12 protein-coding genes are annotated in these 16,036 nt (G+C 74.6%); 5 read left to right on the top strand and 7 right to left on the bottom strand.

Translation table 11 applies throughout. From position 1 onward, the window contains the following. Nucleotides 1–78 precede the first annotated feature (78 nt). From E8M80_RS25910 to E8M80_RS11200, 3 genes are all read right to left on the bottom strand, one after another. The gene (locus E8M80_RS25910) at nt 79–2,535 is read right to left on the bottom strand and encodes a glycoside hydrolase family 65 protein (RefSeq protein WP_170979343.1); all 2,457 of its coding nucleotides are present in this window, start codon (nt 2,533–2,535) and stop codon (nt 79–81) included. Then, the gene (gene otsB / locus E8M80_RS25905; RefSeq protein WP_170979342.1) at nt 2,532–4,115 is read right to left on the bottom strand and encodes a trehalose-phosphatase; all 1,584 of its coding nucleotides are present in this window, start codon (nt 4,113–4,115) and stop codon (nt 2,532–2,534) included. Before otsB ends, E8M80_RS25910 begins: the two co-directional genes overlap by 4 nt. 203 nt (nt 4,116–4,318) lie before the next feature. After that, entirely contained in the window at nt 4,319–4,603 is a 285-nt protein-coding gene (locus E8M80_RS11200) for a hypothetical protein (RefSeq protein WP_137125782.1), read from the bottom strand. A gap of 86 nt (nt 4,604–4,689) precedes the next feature. On the opposite strand from E8M80_RS11200, the gene E8M80_RS26940 reads away from it, so the two are divergent. The 5 genes from E8M80_RS26940 (at nt 4,690) to E8M80_RS11175 (ending at nt 11,572) form a co-directional block, all read left to right on the top strand. Beyond that, nucleotides 4,690–6,726 carry a protein-disulfide reductase DsbD gene (locus E8M80_RS26940; protein ID WP_137125781.1) on the top strand — a complete coding sequence of 679 codons (2,037 nt, stop codon included), beginning with the start codon at nt 4,690–4,692 and terminating at the stop codon, nt 6,724–6,726. 187 nt (nt 6,727–6,913) lie between these two features. Then, a complete protein-coding gene (locus tag E8M80_RS11190; RefSeq protein WP_137125780.1) occupies nt 6,914–7,447 on the top strand; it encodes a papain-like cysteine protease family protein in 534 nt (177 codons plus the stop codon). Between the two features lie 199 nt (nt 7,448–7,646). Further along, nucleotides 7,647–8,840: a hypothetical protein gene (locus E8M80_RS11185; protein WP_137125779.1), complete on the top strand. Its 1,194-nt coding sequence runs from the start codon at nt 7,647–7,649 to the stop codon at nt 8,838–8,840. Between the two features lie 165 nt (nt 8,841–9,005). Then, on the top strand, nt 9,006–10,364 hold the full coding sequence (locus E8M80_RS11180) for a DUF1800 family protein (RefSeq protein WP_137125778.1): 1,359 nt from the start codon (nt 9,006–9,008) through the stop codon (nt 10,362–10,364). Further along, on the top strand, nt 10,361–11,572 hold the full coding sequence (locus E8M80_RS11175; RefSeq protein ID WP_137125777.1) for a DUF1501 domain-containing protein: 1,212 nt from the start codon (nt 10,361–10,363) through the stop codon (nt 11,570–11,572). Before E8M80_RS11180 ends, E8M80_RS11175 begins: the two co-directional genes overlap by 4 nt. A gap of 343 nt (nt 11,573–11,915) precedes the next feature. On the opposite strand, the gene E8M80_RS11170 is transcribed toward E8M80_RS11175, so the two are convergent. The 4 genes from E8M80_RS11170 to E8M80_RS11155 form a co-directional block, all read right to left on the bottom strand. Beyond that, nucleotides 11,916–12,836, bottom strand: coding sequence for a metal ABC transporter permease (locus E8M80_RS11170; RefSeq protein ID WP_137125776.1), 921 nt, complete (start codon nt 12,834–12,836; stop codon nt 11,916–11,918). Then, nucleotides 12,833–14,125 carry a metal ABC transporter permease gene (locus tag E8M80_RS11165; protein ID WP_170979341.1) on the bottom strand — a complete coding sequence of 431 codons (1,293 nt, stop codon included), beginning with the start codon at nt 14,123–14,125 and terminating at the stop codon, nt 12,833–12,835. The genes E8M80_RS11170 and E8M80_RS11165 overlap by 4 nt, the downstream gene beginning before the upstream one ends. A gap of 154 nt (nt 14,126–14,279) precedes the next feature. Further along, a complete protein-coding gene (locus E8M80_RS11160; RefSeq protein WP_137125775.1) occupies nt 14,280–15,041 on the bottom strand; it encodes a metal ABC transporter ATP-binding protein in 762 nt (253 codons plus the stop codon). Further along, complete coding sequence (locus E8M80_RS11155; protein WP_137125774.1) at nt 15,038–16,000, bottom strand: metal ABC transporter solute-binding protein, Zn/Mn family; 963 nt, start codon at nt 15,998–16,000, stop codon at nt 15,038–15,040. The genes E8M80_RS11160 and E8M80_RS11155 overlap by 4 nt, the downstream gene beginning before the upstream one ends. Between the last annotated feature and the right edge of the window lie 36 nt (nt 16,001–16,036).

Here is a 16,036-nt window from a genome sequence, read left to right as displayed (position 1 = left end):
GGAGGCTTGCGCCCGGCGCTTGAGGGCATGGACATGCGAGTACCAGCGGTCGAGGCCTTCGATCGCTGGTATGACGCGCTACTCCGCCGCGCGCCGGTTCTCGTCCCGGTTCCGGTCCTCGGGCTTCAGCAGGCGGAATTCATAGCGCTCGCCGGGCGCGATCTCGCGCACGTGGTGCCGATAGGCGATGGTCACGCGGTCGGCCGTGAAGGGGCGGCTTTCCACCCGCAGCACGTCATGGTCGGCGACGATGTCGAGCACCTGGCGCCGGTAGCGCAGGCGCGCCCGCACGCAGCCGAGCGGCGCCGGCAGCGCCGGGTCGAAGTGCAGCACGTTGGCGCGCATCTCGATGCCGAGCCAGCAGCGCTGGACCAGGTCCACCGTGCCGGCCATGGCGCCGACATGGATCCCCTCCCGCGTCGTGCCGCCCTGGATGTCGGCGATGTCGCTGTCGAGCGCCCCCTGGAACAGGTGCCACGATCGCGGCCGGTCCGACCGCGCCACGACCCAGCCATGCACGATGCGGCTGAGCGTCGAGCCGTGCGAGGTGCGCGCCGTGTAGTACTCGACGTTCTTCGGGATGGTGTCGGGCTCGAAGGGGTAGCCGAGCTGCTCGAACAGCCCGCGCAGCTCGTCGGCCGAGAACAGGTAGAACAGCATCAGCACGTCGGCCTGCTTCGAGAGCTGGTAGGCATTGGCGCTGTCGCCCTCGGCCTCCAGGATGCGATCGAGGCGCTGGATGTCGCCGTACTTCGCCCGGTAGGCGTCCCAATCCAGTTCCTTCAGTGCCCCGTAGCCCTCGAACTGGCTGATGATGCCGTCGTCGTGGAAGGGCACGCGGACCTTGCGCGCGATGTCGCGCCAGAGCTCGATCTCCTCCGCCGTCAGCCCGATGCGTTCATGGAGGCGCCGGCACTGCGCCTGAGGTAGCAGTTCCAGCACGTCGAGCGCGCGGGAGAGCACCCAGGCCGCCATGACGTTGGTGTACGCGTTGTTGTCGAGGCCCGCTTCCTCCTCCTCCGGCGTATCCGGGTAGGCGGTGTGGTATTCGTCCGGCCCCACCACGCCCTTGATCTCGTAGCGGTCGATCGCCGGGTTGTAGGTCGCGATGCTGGCCAAGAAGCGCCCGATCTCGAGCATCATCTCGGCGCCGTAGGCATAGAGAAAGTCGTGGTCGTCGCTCGCCTGGTGATACTGCCAGATGTTGTAGGCGATGGCCGCGTTGATGTGGCGCTGCCGCCAGGTGGTGTCCGGCACCCAGCGACCGGACCGCGGGTTCAGGTGCAGGCGCTGGCTTTCCTCCCGGCCCGTGCTGCCGCTCTGCCAGGGGTACATCGCGCCGCGCAGGCCGGCCTCGCGCGCCGCGCGCCGCGCTTCCGGCAGGCGGCGGTGGCGATAGAGCAGCAGCGCGCGCGTCAGCACCGGCAGGCGGAGCGTCAGGAACGGGAAGATGAACAGCTCGTCCCAGAAGATGTGGCCGCGATAGGCCTCCCCGGTCCAGCCGCGCGCCGGCACGCCCACGTCGCGGTCCGCGCCATGCAGCGAGACGGTCTGCAGCAGGTGGAAGATGTCGAGGCGGAGCTTGAGCTCCGTCTGCGAATTCCCCTCGCTGTCCAGTGCGATGTCGCATTCCTCCCAGAGGTGCTTCCACGCCAGCGCATGCGGGGCGAGCAGCGCGTCGAAGCCGCCGGCGTCGCCCAGGCTGCGCTTGGCCGCGAGGCCGGGCTCCGAGAGGGCGGGCTCGCGCGAGGAATGCAGCGCCACGACCTTCTCGGCCACGACCGTCCCGCCCGCCGCGATGTCGCAGGCGATGTCCTGGTGGACCTGGTCTGCGGCCGTCTCCTCGGTGCTGCGCCCGGCGGCGATCTCGCCTGCCTCGCCCAGCAGACGGGTGCGGGCGGCCAGCGCCACGACGGTGCCGGACTGCACCATCCGGCTCGCCAGGAACAGCGTGTCGGCGCCGAGGTGGCGCGCCTCCAGCGTCTCCAGGTGGCGGCTGGCGAGCGCGGCGTAGCGCGGCACGCCGGCATTGACCACGCTGCCGTCGAGGCCGCTGCGGAAGGTGATGCGCCCCGACCAGTCCTCGGCCGTGATCGAGACCTCGAGCGCCGCCAGCGCGGGGTCGGCCATGCTGACGAGGCGCCGTTCCCGCCAGCGCGTCGTGCGGCCCGCGGTGTCGCGGAAGCGGATCTCCCGCCGCAGCAGCCCGGCGGCCAGGTCGAGTTCCTGCCGGAAGAACAGGATCTCGACGGCGTCCAGCGCGAACCACGCGCCGCCGTCGATGCGGAAGGTCAGCGGCAGCCAGTTCGGCAGGTTGACCAGGTCCTCGTTCTCCAGCGCATGGCCCTCGATGACCGAGGCCAGGCGGTTGTAGCCGCCGGCCAGGTAGGTGCCGGGGTAGTGGATGCCGTCGGCCGCGCTGTCGGGCGCCGCGCCGCGCGTCGCGAAGACGCCGTTGCCGAGCGTGCAGAGCGCCTCCCGCCGGCCTTCCACCTCCGGGTCGTAGCCGTCCCAGGCGAAGACCCAGCCGGTCATGAGGCAAGCGCCGCGGCAAGGGCGAGGAGGAAGCCTCGCACCGCCTCGGTGTCCGCGAGCGCGAGGTCGGCCGAGGTCGGCCGGTCCGTCTCCCCGCGCACCACCAGCGTCAGGCCCTCCCCGGCCAGTTCGCGGAAGGCGTCCTCGTCGGTCACGTCGTCGCCGACGAAGACCGGCACGCGGTCCCCGGCACGGGCGAGCAGCCAGCGCACCGCGTGTCCCTTGTGCCAGGGGATGTCGGGCTGGATGCGGAGCACCATCTTGCCGGCGCCGGCGCGCAGGCTGCCGGTCTCGGCCAGCACCTCGCGCACGATCCCGGCCACGCGCGGCGCGTCATCGGCGGCGGCGTGGCGGTAATGCACGGCCAGCGAGAAGCGCTGGCGCTCGACCAGCGTGCCCGCGATGGGCGCCAGGCGATCGCGCAGCGCGGCCTCCGCGGCGTCCAGCGCGGGGAGGAATTCCGTGCCGCGCTCCAGCCCTTCGCCCCAGCCCTCGGGGCCGGCGATCTCAAAGCCGTGGCTGCCGGCGTAGATGAGCCCCGGCAGGTCGACCAGGCGGCGGATCTGCGCGAGGTCGCGGCCCGTGATGACGGCGACGTCGCAGGTGCGGGCCAGCGTGGCCAGGGCGTCCCGCATCGACCCCGGCAGCAGGGCCTTGTCGGGGTCGGGGACGATCGGGCTCAAGGTGCCGTCGTAGTCGAGGAAGACCATGGGCCGACGGCCGGCGAGGCGCGCTGCCTCCGCCGCCGCATCGGCCTCGGGCAGGGTCGCGATGCGGCGGAGCGCGAGGCGCCCGGCGGCGTCGAGCGCGAGTTCCCCGGCATCCTCGGCCACGATGCCGGCGCCCGCTTCGGCGAGCGCCTCGGCATTGCCGCCGCGGTCGAGGCCGATCGCCTGCGCGAAGCCGCCCCCGTGCGCGGCGGCGACGCCGGCCTGCGAATCCTCGATCACGGCGGTGGCGCCGGGGGCGGCGCCGAGCCGCCCGGTGGCGGCCAGCAGCATGGCGGGGTCGGGCTTGCCCGGCAGGCCCAGCGATGCCGCCTCGGCGCCGTCGAGGCGGGCGTCGAACAGGCCGGCCACGCCCGCGCGGTCCAGCACCCGCGCCGCGTTGCGGCTGGCCGAGAAGATCGCGAGGCGCAGCCCCGCCGCGCGCAGGTCCCGCAGCAGGCGGAGCGTGCCGGGGAAGCGGCGGATCTCGGACGACGCCAGCAGGTCGTGGAAGATCGCGTTCTTGCGGGCGGCGAGGCCGTGCAGGGTGTCGGCCTCGGGCCCGTCGGCGGGCTCGCCCTCGGGCAGCGTGACGCCGCGTGCGTCGAGCAGCGCGCGCAGCCCCGCGAGGCGCGGCTTGCCGTCCACGTGGCGGAGGTAGTCCGCCATCTTGTCGAAGGGGGCGACCTCTTTCCCGGTGCGGGCGGCCGCGGCGGCGAGCACGGGATCGAGGAGCCGCTTCCAGGCCGTGGCATGCAGCCCGGCGGTGTCGACCACCACGCCATCCATGTCGAACAGGACCGCGTCGAGGCGCTGGGAGGGCGCGGCGGCCGCCCGCCGCGCCGGTTCGGGGGGCGTCGTGTCGTCTGCCATGGGGAAAGTATGCCATGGCCGCGCCTGCGGGTCGAAGAAGGGCGGGGGGAGAAGGAAACTTCTCTCTCCGGCCCCCCCTCAACCTTCTTTGGCATTTGGCGCGGACCTTCGACGGGCGGCGCCAGGTGCCAAGGAAGGGAGGGTGTTCCGGGGAGGTTCACCTCCCCCGACCTTCCTTCCGCCTCTGTCGGGAGAGGCCCGCGCTACTGACGCCCCGGCCGAGGCTGCAGCCAGATCCCCACCGGTGGCGCGTCCTGGCCCGGCGCGATGGTCGGGTCCGGCGGGCAGTTCGGCCGCATCACCCCGCAATCCCAGGTGAAGCGGTCCGGCCGGCCGGTCATGCTGCCGCCGCGTTCGAAGCGACATTCGCACATCTTTCCCGTCATGCAGGAAAGCTGTCCTTCCCGTGCGCGGGAGCAGGCGGGTGGCGCCTGCGCGGCCACGGCCAGCGGGGCGAGCATCAGCAGGGCGAAGGCGATCGGGCGCATGGCGCCATGCTGGGGCGCAAAGATTGCGGGTCCGTCACCGGGCTTCGCCCTTGCGGTGGCGGGGCGGGCGCCCGTTCTATGGGGCCATGGGACGCCTGCTTGCCGCGTTGATCGCCCTGCTGCCCGCGCTCGGCCTCGCGGCCGAGAGCGAGCCCGTGCGTTCGGACCGCGCCGTGGTGGCCCTCATGGCCGACCAGGCGGCGGTGGCGCCGGGCGGTACGGTGATGCTCGGCCTGCGGCTCCGGCTGGCGCCGGGCTGGCACACCTATTGGAAGCATGCGGGGGATGCCGGGGCGGCGCCGGAGATCCTGCCCGACCTGCCGGCGGGCGCCGTGGCCGGGCCGATCGCCTGGCCGGCGCCGGAACGGATCGAATACGGGCCGCTCGTGAACTACGGCTATCACGACGAGGTGCTGCTGCCCTTCCCGGTGCGCCTGCCGGAGGGCCTGCCGGTCGGCGGCACGCTGCCCGTCACGGCGCGCGCGACCTGGCTCGTCTGCGCCGAGGTCTGCATCCCCGAGGAAGGCACCTTCCGCATCGACCTGCCGGTCGAGGCCGCGCCCCGCCCGGACCCGGCCACCGCGCCCCTGTTCGCGGCGGCCGAGGCGGCGCGGCCCCTGGCCTCCCCCTGGCAGGCGCGGGCGGGGTTCGGCGGCGGCGCCGGCGTGCTGACGCTGGAAGGCCCGGGGATCGGGCGGGAGACGGTGCGCGACGCCGTGTTCCTGGCTGGCGCGGCGGGCATGATCGACCACGCCGCGCCGCAACGGCTGACGGTGGCGCCGGGGCGGCTCGACCTCCGGCTGGTGCCGGCGCCCGGCGGCGCGCCGACCGCGGTCGAGGGCGTGCTGCTGCTGACCGACGGCGGCGGCCGGCGGCTGGCCTATGAGGTCGCGGCGCCGGTCACGGCCGTGGTGCCGGCGGCGATGCCGCTCTGGCAGGCGGCCGTCTTCGCCTTCCTCGGCGGGCTGATCCTTAACCTGATGCCCTGCGTCTTCCCGGTGCTGGCCATGAAGGCCATGGCGCTGGCGCGGATGTCGGGGGAGGCGCGCGGGCACGTGCGGGCGCATGCCCTGTCCTACACGGCGGGCGTGCTGCTGAGCTTCGCGGCGCTGGGCGGGCTGATGCTGGGGCTGCGCGCCGGGGGCGCCGCGGCGGGCTGGGGCTTCCAGTTCACCGCGCCAGGCTTCGTCGCGGCCATGGCCTGGCTGATGCTCGCGGTCGGGCTGAACCTGTCGGGCGTCTTCGGGTTCGGTGGCGCGGTCGGGGCGGGTTCGGGCGTCGCGGCGCGGCGCGGGCATCTGGGTAGCTTCGCGACGGGCGGTCTGGCGGTGCTGGTGGCGACACCCTGCACGGCGCCCTTCATGGCGGCGGCGCTGGGTGCCGCGCTGGCCATGGCACCGGCGGCGGCGATGGCGGTGTTCCTGGCGCTCGGGCTCGGGCTGGCGGCGCCCTACGGGTTGCTCGCGGTCGCGCCGGGGCTGGCGGCGCGGATGCCGCGGCCCGGCCCGTGGATGGAGCGGCTGCGCCAGGGCCTGGCCTTCCCGATGTATGCAGCGGCTGCCTGGCTGGTCTGGGTGCTGGCGCAGCAGGCGGGGCCGGATGCGGTGCTGGGCGTGCTGGCGGGCGGCGTGATGCTGGGCTTCGGCGCGTGGGCGCTCGGCCAGGCGCAGCGCGCGGGCGGGTCGCGGATCGGCCTGGCCGCCGCGGCGCTGGGGCTCGCGGGCGCGCTGGCGCTGCTGCCGCGGATCGCCGCCGCGCCGGCCGAGGCCGCCGCCCCCGGCCCCGGCGCCGAGGCCTGGAGCGAGGCGCGCGTCGCCGCGCTCCGCACCGCGGGACGCACCGTCTTCGTGAACGCGACCGCCGCCTGGTGCATCACCTGCCAGGTCAACGAGCGCGTGGCGCTCCGCGGCGCTTCGGTGCAGGCGGCCTTCGCGGCGCAGCGCGTCGCCTACCTCAAGGCCGACTGGACCGGCGGCGATGCCGCGATCGGCGCGCTGATCCGCGCGCATGGGCGGGACGGGGTGCCGCTCTACCTGGTGTATCGCCCCGGCGCGGGCGCGCCCGAGGTGCTGCCGCAGATCCTGACCGAGGGCATCGTGCTGCGCGCCATCGGCGCGCTTTGACGGCCGCGCGTTTCGCGTGATGTGACGGGCACGCTCCCGGCGCGCTTTGGCGGCCGCCCCTCCGGCGGGATGTGGCGGCCGCGCCTCCGGCGCGGATGTGGCGGACACGCCTCCGGCGCGATGTGAAACGCATCACACGCGTCGCGCCGGAACGGGTGCAACCTGCCGGCGGGCAGGAGGACGACCCATGGCGAGGATGACCATCGTGACCGACACGCGGGGCGCCCGCTGGCGCACCTGCCGGCAATCCACGCAGACCACCTGCGGGCCGGCCTGCTGCCTCATCATGTGGGCCAACGTCCGCGACCGCGACCCGGAGGCCGATGAGGGCGGCGTCATCGCGCTCAGCCGCATGTTCGACAAGCCCTGGAACGCCCAGAAGGGCGCCGAGATCGGCAACCTGACGCGGGTGCTGCGCCAGATGGGGCTCAACGCGGTGCAGGAGACGATCACGGATGGCGGCCAGTTCCGCACCGCCCTGCACCGCAGGGTGCAGCCACGGCGCCCGGCGCTGGCCTTCGCGGAATGGGAGGTCGCCTCGACCGTGGTCGGTCACTTCGTCGTCATCGCGCATGCCGATGCGGCGCTGGACCGCTTCACCGTGCTCGACCCCGCGCACGGGCTGCAACAGCCAACCGGGCTGCCGTTCTACTATCCCGTCGTCGATGGCGACGACCAGCCGGCGCTGAAGTTCACCGGTGCGCTCGCCTTCGTCACCTGAGGCCCGCGGCCGCGGGAGTGCTTGACGCGCGACCCCGCAGCCCGGATAGACCACTTGACCGGCATAAAGACCGGTCATGGCGCCCTCCCCTCGCGGCAGGGCGCATGAGGATGGCTAGGCAAACCAAGTCGAGCGCCGGCGTTTCCGTCGGCGTCATAACGCGGCCCCGCTTCGGGCCGCGGCCGTTGGAAGGTACGCCATGCCGTTCGCCGATCCGCGCCCCGAACCGACCGTCCCCGCTGCCTTCGTGAGGATCGCGGGCAGCCGGGCCTGGGCGGCGCGCTTGGCGGACCTCGCGAAGCGCGCGCAGGCGGGAACGCTGTCAGGCCGCGCGGCGCAGCAGCGCCATGCGCTGGAATTCGTGCTGGCGCGTGCCGCGGCGCCCGGTGCCCGGCTCGGCCTGGCGGAACGGCGCGTGCTCGCCTTCGCGCAGGACGCCGTCAAGCTCGCCCGCACGCTGCCCGAGGGGCCGCGCGCCCGGCTGCGCGCCCTGGTGCTGGAAGGCCTGACCGGCGAGCAGACGCTGATCCCGCTGTTCCACCTGCTGCGCACGGCCGCGCTGCATCGCGCCCGCGGCTTCGCCGTGGAATTCGCGGGCCTGGCCGAGGATGCGCCCTTCGACCTGCGCATCGCGCGCGACGGCGCGGTGGCCGAGGTCGTTTGCGAAACCGTGTCGGCCGAGGACGGCCGGCCGGTGCATCGCGGCGACTGGTGCGCGCTGGTGGACCGCGTGCATCCCGAGCTGCAGACCTGGCTCGCCGCGCATCCCGGCCGCTACCTGCTGAAGATGACCTTGCCCGAGGGGCTGGCCGGCCCCGACCAGGCCGCCGGCCTGCATGCCCGCATCATGGCGCTGCTGGCGGCCGAGAAGCGCCAGGACGCCAGCGCCGACGCCGTGCTGAAGCTCGACCCGTTGCTGCTGGCCGGCGCCCAGGCCGGCACCGCCCTGCCGCGCACGCTGCGCGAACAGTTCGGGCCCGAGGCGCATCTGGCCGTCACGGCCGGGCCGCGGGGCGGATCGGTTTTCGTGATGGCGGCGCGGGCGGGGCGGGAGAACGCGGTGGCCGGGGCCGTCGTGGCCCGCATGCGGCTCGCCGCCGAATCGCGCCTGACCGGCGCGGTCCCGGGCATCCTGTCGATGTTCGTCGACGACCTCGACAAGGGCGAATGGCGGTCGCTGCGCGAGACCCTGGAACTGGAAGGCGCAGCGCGCCGCTTCCTGACCGAGCCGGCGGCGCGGCGCGTGGTGGCCGCGGCCTGCGCGTCGCGGATGGAGATGTTCGGCATGGCGCCGCCCGATGCGGCGCCGGACGGGGAACTCCGCTTCCGCAACCCGTCGCATCCGGCGGGGAAGTCGGCGGCACTGGCGCCGGCGGTGACGTCCTCGGTCTGACACGGCCGGGCGAATGCCCGCCTGATCCGGGTACGGGAGGTCGGGGGAGGCGGGAGCGTCTCGCTTGATATCCGGCGGCCCTGCGCACGCCGAGGGTCACGCTTCGTTACGCTTCGCGCGCGCGCCGACGCACATGGAGCCCATGGCGGTCGCTACACTTCACACATGAGTGATCGCCGCCACATCGCAGCCATCCGCTTCGGCCACGGCCTGCGTCTCGGCGGATCGCCGCCCGCCGATCCGCTGGCCTGGCTCGACCGGCAACTCGCGGCCACCGATCCGCCGGGCGGCGCGACCAGCGCCCAGGCGGTGCAGGCCCGCGCCGAGACCATCGCCCAGCGCCAAGCGCGCGACCGCGCCGGCGCCGCCGCGATTCAGGGCGGCGCCGCCCGCGCCACGGACCAGGCCGAACCCGAAGCCGCGGGCCGCACGCCGCTCGGCATCCTGGCGCGCGCGGAGCTGGTCCGCTGGGCCCGGCAGCGCCTCGCCTCCGAGACGCCCTTCCGCGACCGGCTGGCCGACTTCTGGATGAACCACTTCACCGTCAGCCGCCGCAACGGCCCGATCGGCGCGTTGCCCGCCACGTTGGAGCACGAGGCGATCCGCCCGCATCTGACCGGCACCTTCGCCGACATGCTGGTGGCCGTCACGCGCCACCCGGCGATGCTGATCTACCTCGACAACCACGTCTCGGTGGGCCCGAACAGCCAGGTCGCCCGCAGCGGCCGCCGCGCCCGCGCCGGCCTGAACGAGAACCTCGCGCGGGAGGTGCTGGAACTGCACAGCCTCTCGCCGGCCGGCGGCTACGGCCAGGCCGACGTGCAGGAGCTCGCGAAGATCCTGACCGGCTGGTCGGTGGCCGCGACGGAGGCGCCCTACAGCTTCACCTGGCGGCCCATGAGCCACGAACCAGGCGACAAGACGCTGCTCGGCCGCCGCTTCGCGGAAGGCCCGGACACCCAGGAGGTGGCGTTGCGCATGCTCGGCACGCACCCGGCCACCTATCGCCACCTCGCGGTAAAGCTCGCGCGGCATTTCGTCGCCGACGATCCCCCGGCCTCCGCGGTCCGCGTGCTGCAGGAGACGCTGCGCCGGACCGACGGCGACCTCGGCGCCGTGACCCGCGCGCTGATCCGGCTGCCCGAGGCCTGGGACCCGCCGCTCGGCAAGTTCCGCACGCCGATGGACCTCGTGCTTGCCGCCGGACGGGCGGTGGCACTCGATCGGCCGGAACTGCTGCTCGGCGGGCTCACCGCGCTCGGCCAGCCGCTCTGGAGCGCGCCGCAGCCCAATGGCTGGCCGGACCAGGCCGATGAATGGATGGGGCCGGAAGCGCTGATGCGCCGCGTGGACTGGGCCTACACCTTCGCCGGCACGCTCGGCCGCGTGGACCTCGCCGAGGTCACGCAGGCCGCGCTCGGCCCCCTCGCGCGCGCCGAGACGGTCGGCGCCCTGCGCGGCGCCGGGTCGGTGCGCGACGCCCTGACCCTGCTTCTGACCAGCACGGAGTTCCAGCACCGATGAGTGCGCCGATCGGAACCGCCCCCCACGCCTCCTTCGCCCCGACGCGGCGCGGCCTGCTGCTCGGGCTGGGCGCCAGCCTCGCCATCGGCCGCAACCGCGCCGCCTTCGCCCAGGCCCTGGGCGAGCGGCGCCTCGTCGTGGTGTTGCTGCGCGGCGCGCTGGACGGGCTGCATGTGGTGCAGCCCTATGCCGACCCGGCCCTGGCCTCGCTGCGCCGCGCGCTCACCCTGCCGGAGCCGGGCCAAGAGGGCGGGCTGCTCGACCTCGGTGGCCGCTTCGGCCTGCATCCGGCGCTGGCCGGACTGCACGGTCTCTACCGCGAGGACCAGGCGCTGATCGTACACGCGGTGGCCGGGCCCTATCGCGGCCGCTCGCATTTCGACGGCCAGGACCTGCTGGAAGCCGGCGCCGAGGAACGGCTGACCAGCGGCTGGCTGAACCGCGCGCTGCAGGCCATGCCGGGCACCGGCCAGGCGCGGCCCGGCCTCGCGGTCGGCACCGGCGTGCCGCTGCTGCTGCGCGGCCCGACGCCGGTCGGCTCCTACGCCCCGCCGGACCTGGATCGCCCCTCGCCCGACCTCGTGCACCGCATCGCCGCGCTGCAGGACCCGGCCAGTCCCCTCGGGCAGGCGTTCCGGGAGGCGATGCGTTCGCGCGGCGTCGCGGACGGCGTGCTTGGCGCCACGGGCGACGCCGCGAGCCAGGACGGCTTCGCGCGGCTGGCCGCCGCCGCCGGCCGGCTGCTGGCCGAACGCGACGGGCCGCGCGTCGCGGCGCTCGAGATCGGCGGCTGGGACACCCATGCGGTGCAGAACCTCCGCATCGTCGCGCCGCTGCGCGCGCTCGATGCCGGGCTGATGCGGCTGCGGCAGGCGCTGGGCGCGCAATGGTCGCAGACGGCGGTGCTGGTGGTCACGGAATTCGGCCGCACGGCGCGGGTGAACGGCAATCTCGGGACGGACCACGGCACCGGCACCGTCGCCTTCCTGCTGGGCGGCGCGGTGGCTGGCGGCCGGGTGGCCGGCGACTTCCCGGGCCTGACCCGGGACGCGCTGTTCGAGGACCGCGACCTGCGGCCGACCACGGATCTGCGCAGCATCGCCAAGGCGCTGCTGCGCGACCATCTGCGGCTGGCGCCGGAGGCGGTGGCGCAGGCCTTCCCGGACAGCGCGGCGGCAGCGCCGAAGGGGGGGCTGCTGCGCGCCTGACCGGCCGCGGCGCTCCACGCGCCCTTCCGGGCTCATCAGGGCGGGAGGGTGTTGCCGTCGGCGCCGTCCGGCTTCCTTCCGTCCCGGGAGGCGTGCGCTGGTCGGCCTGTGCGCGGGTCGACCCGCTTGCCGGTCCTCGACCCGCTTCCCGGATGTCGCCGTCGCATCCGGCGAGGCTGCCGTGACGGCGGTCCGGCGGACGCGGAACCATGCCCCTGGACGCCCCTCATCCTTCACTGACATGCGCCGACGATCCGCGGATGCCGGGGCCTGAAGACGGTGAAGCGAGCGGGTGCGGGGAAAGTTCCCTTTCCCGACATTGCAGGAAACGTCTCCGCGTGCGTCAGCCCGCCGCCACCCGCGGCCCGCGCGGCCGGAGCAGCGCCGCCGCCGCCACCAGCACCCCGCCCAGCGTGCCGATCACGCCCGCCGCGTTCAGCGCCACCCCGCTGCCGAGCATGGCCGGCACCGGCCCCGCCAGCGCGTAGCCCACGGCGCCGAGCGCGCCGCCGAGCAGCGCACCGCCCAGCACCTGGCGCCGGTAGTCGTCGGTCAGCAGCCGCAGCACCGCGGCGGGGCAGACCAGCATGGCGACGACCAGGATGCTGCCGACCGCCTCGAAGGCCGCGACGGCGGCCGCCGCGATCAGCAGGTTCAGCACCAGTTCGAGCCGCCGTGCCGGCAGGCCGATCGCCGCCGCATAATCCGGGTCGAAGCAGAGCAGATGCAGCGGGCGCCAGAGCAGCGCGACCGTCAGCACGACCACCAGCGCGACGCCGGCCAGCAGGTGCAGCTGCCGGGGCAGCGTCGCGAGCGCCGCGGGGTCGAGCAGCGAGGACCAGCCGGTCGCCTCCAGCCAGACGATCGTCTCGAGCTGCCCGAACAGAACGCAGTCGAGGTCGAGATCGACGCTGCGCGCGCCCGTCACCTCCATCAGCACGAGGCCGAGCGCGAAGAAGGTCGTGAAGACCGCGCCCGTGGCCGCGCCCGATTCGATGCGCGCCGCGCGGCGCACCAGTGTGATCAGCGCCGTCGCCGCCAGCGCGGCGACCAGCGCGCCGGCCAGCATCGGCAGCCCTGCGCGCGCGCCGGTCAGCGCGAAGCCCCCGATGATGCCGGGCAGGACGGCGTGCGACAGCGCGTCGCCCAGCAGGCTTTCCCGCCGCAGCACGAGGAAGGAGCCGAGCAGCCCGCAGGTGGCGCAGGCGAGCACGGCGGCCGTCAGCGCCGGCAGGTCGAGGCGGAGGATGTCGGCCGCCGTCATGGCTTGCCTCCGAGGGCGTGGGGCGAGGCGGGCAGCGCCGAGGGCTCGGGCAGCAGGCGCGATGCCGCCTCGGGGGTCAGGCCGTGTTCCACCATGTCGGCCAGGCGGTCGGCGCCGGCGGTATCCGCCGCGCCAAGCGCCAGCAGGTGGTGTTCCACCGCGCGATGGGCGCGCACGGCGCGGCGCGCGGCGGCGGCGCCGCGTGGCGTCAGGTGGACCTGGCGTTCGGACAGCGCGACCAGGTCCCGGACGGCGAGCCATCGCGCGATCCACCAGGCGCGGCCTTCCCCCCAGCCGCGCGCGGCGGCGAGCGCGGCGATCGGCGTCCAGCGGTCGCCGGCCGTGCCCGGCCCGGCCCCGGCCGCTTCCTGGGCTTCCCAGGCGGCGCGCAGGAAATGCTCCTGCGCGGCGTCGAGCCGCCGGCCGGCGCGGCGGACCGCCTCCGGCACCATGCCGCGGTCCGGCGAGAACAGCAGCGCCAGCGTGAAGCAGGCGGCGCCGGCCAACACCACGGCTGCGCCGGTCGGCAGGTCGGGCTCGACGGCCGAGGCCGCGGCCCCCGCGGCCCCCGCGAAGGCGCCGATCAGCGCCGAGAACAGCAGCAGCCGTGGCAGGCGGAAGGTCAGCAGCCGCGCGGTCGCCGCCGGCAGCACGAGCAGCGCCACGATCAGCACCAGCCCGACCGCCTGCAGCCCGGCGACGGTGACGGTGACGATCAGCGCCAGCAGCGCGAGGTCCGTCCGCTGCGTGTCCAGCCCCGCGACGCGGGCGAAGTCGGGGTCGAAGCAGGCGGCGCGCAGACGCTGGAACAGCAGCAGGCAGAGCAGCAGCGCGAGCAACGCCACGGCGCCGGCCCAGAAGGCGTCCTCCGCCCGCATTGCCGCCGCCTGGCCCAGGATGAACTTGTTGAGCCCCGCCTGGGCGGCCTCGGGCAGCGTCTGCACGTAGGACAGCAGCGCGACGCCGAGCGCGTAGAAGGAGGACAGCACGATGGCGATGGCCGCGTCTTCCCGGATGCGGCGGGTGCGGGCCAGCGCCTGCACCGCCAGCACGCCGAGCAGCCCCGCGACGGCGGCGCCCGCCAGCAGCGGCGGCAGCGCGCGCGGGTCGTGGCCGAGGGTCGCGACCAGCAGCGCCGCCAGCACCACGCCCGGCAGCGCCGCATGGCCGACGGCATCCGCCACCAGCGCGCGCCCGCGCAGCAGCGCGAAGGAGCCGACCGTGCCGGCGGCCAGGCCGAGCAGGGCGCAGCCCGCCAGGACGACGATCGTGTTGTAGCCGAGCGTCATGGGACGGTCGGGGGAGGGGAATCGTCCCCGAACCCCCTCCCTTCCTTGGCATCCGGCGCCGCCACGGCAAGGTCAGGCACCCGGTCCGAAAGAAGGTTGAGGGGGGGTCCGGGGGGGAGAAGTTCCCTTTTCCCCCCCGTTCGTCCGATGCCGGTCATCCCCGCGCCCCCGCCGTGACCGACGCGTGTTCCAGCAGGTTGAGCCGCCCGCCATAGGTCGCGGCGATCGTCTCCGGCGTGAAGGCGTCCTGCACTGTCCCGGCCGCGATGGCGCGCCCGTTCAGCAGCAACACCTGCGCGAAGTAATCCGGCACGGTGGACAGGTCGTGGTGCACCGCGACGACGCTCCGCCCCGTTTCCGTCAGGCGGCGCAGCACGGCGACGATCGCCTGTTCCGTCGCGGCGTCCACCGCGGCGAAGGGTTCGTCCATCAGGTAAAGGTCGGCGTCCTGCGCCAGCGCGCGGGCGAGGAAGACGCGCTGCTGCTGCCCGCCAGACAGGCGGCCGATCTGGCGCTCGGCGAAGTCCGCGAGGCCGACCTCGGCGAGCGCCGCGCGGGCGGCGTCGCGTTCGCGCCGCGGCACGCGGCCCCACCAGGACATGCGCGGGTAGCGCGCCATGCAGACGACGTCGAGCGCGGTCGCCGGGAAGTCCCAGTCCACGCTGGCGCGCTGCGGCAGGTAGCCGACGCGGTTGCGCACCTCAGCGAGCGGCCGCCCGAAGAAATGCGCGCTGCCCGAGAGCGTCGGGATCAGCCCGAGCGCGGCGCGGATGAGGGTGGACTTGCCCGCGCCGTTCGGCCCGACGATGGCGGTAAGGCCCGGTGGCGCCGCCCAGGTGACATCCCAGAGCACCGGGCGCTCCGCATAGGCCACGGTCAGGCCGCGAACCTCGAAGGGTGCGGCGGTGCCGCTCACGCGGCCAGCCGCCCGTGCAGGCCGCGTGCCGGCGCGGTACCGCCGAGCGCGCGGGCGATGGTCGTGAAGTTGTGGTCGAGCATCCCTTCGTATGTACCCTCGTAGGTGCCGGGCCGCCCCATCGAATCGGCGAAGAGCGTGCCGCCCATGGCCACGCGCTGGCCGCGCGCGCCGGCGCCCTCGATCAGCGCGCGCACGGCGCGGTCGGGCACGGAGCTCTCGGCGAAGACGGCGGGGATGCGGCGGTCCACGAGGCGGGCGACCAGCGCCTCGATGCGCGCGAGGTTGGCCTCGGCCTCGGTGGACAGGCCCTGGATGCTGTCCACCTCGAGCCCGTAGCGCATGCCGAAATAGGAGAAGGCGTCATGGGCCGTGACCAGCACGCGCTGGCGCTCGGGGACGCTGCCCAGGACCTGGCGGCCGTAGGCGTCGAGCCTGTCGAGGCGGGCGCGGAACTCGGCGAGGCGGGCTGTCGTCGCGGCGCCGGGGACGGTGCGCTCCATCATGGCGGCGACCGGCCCCGCGGCCTCGGCCCAGAGGGTCGGGTCCATCCAGACATGCGGATCCGCGACGTCGGGATAGTCGGCATGGGCGCGCAGGCGTTCCCGGGGCAGCGTCTCGGCCACCATCATCACCGGCTTGCCGTTGGCGCGGGCGCGTTCCAGCACGTCCCCCATGCGGCCTTCGAGGCGGTGGCCGTTCGCGAAGACCATGTCGGCGGCCAGGATGCGGGAGATGTCGTTGCGCGTCGGGCGGAACAGGTGCGGGTCGACGCCCTCGCCGATGAGGGTCTCGGTGCGGATGGCAGTGCCGCCGAGGGCGCGCACCATGTCGCCCACCATGCCGACGGTGCAGAGCGCAAGCGGGGGGCGCCGCGCCTGGCCCAGGGCGGGCAGCGGAACAGCCAGCGCCGCGGCGGCGAGGACCGAGCGGCGGCGAACGGATGAATACGTGTTCATCTCTTCAGCAATTCCTTGTATTTCAATATGTTAGAT

It is taken from the genome of Roseomonas sp. HF4, from assembly GCF_005222755.1.
Taxonomy (GTDB): domain Bacteria; phylum Pseudomonadota; class Alphaproteobacteria; order Acetobacterales; family Acetobacteraceae; genus Neoroseomonas.
This window is presented reverse-complemented; position numbering and strand designations above follow the sequence as displayed.

Bases quoted from the DNA above. Each gene is read 5' to 3' on its own strand.
- E8M80_RS11185 (WP_137125779.1), top strand. From the start codon at position 7,647: ATGCCGTTCGCCGATCCGCGCCCCGAACCGACCGTCCCCGCTGCCTTC.
- otsB (WP_170979342.1), bottom strand. From the start codon at position 4,115: ATGGCAGACGACACGACGCCCCCCGAACCGGCGCGGCGGGCGGCCGCC.
- E8M80_RS11170 (WP_137125776.1), bottom strand. From the start codon at position 12,836: ATGACGGCGGCCGACATCCTCCGCCTCGACCTGCCGGCGCTGACGGCC.
- E8M80_RS11200 (WP_137125782.1), bottom strand. From the start codon at position 4,603: ATGCGCCCGATCGCCTTCGCCCTGCTGATGCTCGCCCCGCTGGCCGTG.
- E8M80_RS25910 (WP_170979343.1), bottom strand. From the start codon at position 2,535: ATGACCGGCTGGGTCTTCGCCTGGGACGGCTACGACCCGGAGGTGGAA.
- E8M80_RS11155 (WP_137125774.1), bottom strand. From the start codon at position 16,000: ATGAACACGTATTCATCCGTTCGCCGCCGCTCGGTCCTCGCCGCCGCG.
- E8M80_RS11165 (WP_170979341.1), bottom strand. From the start codon at position 14,125: ATGACGCTCGGCTACAACACGATCGTCGTCCTGGCGGGCTGCGCCCTG.
- E8M80_RS26940 (WP_137125781.1), top strand. From the start codon at position 4,690: ATGGGACGCCTGCTTGCCGCGTTGATCGCCCTGCTGCCCGCGCTCGGC.
- E8M80_RS11180 (WP_137125778.1), top strand. From the start codon at position 9,006: ATGAGTGATCGCCGCCACATCGCAGCCATCCGCTTCGGCCACGGCCTG.
- E8M80_RS11175 (WP_137125777.1), top strand. From the start codon at position 10,361: ATGAGTGCGCCGATCGGAACCGCCCCCCACGCCTCCTTCGCCCCGACG.
- E8M80_RS11190 (WP_137125780.1), top strand. From the start codon at position 6,914: ATGGCGAGGATGACCATCGTGACCGACACGCGGGGCGCCCGCTGGCGC.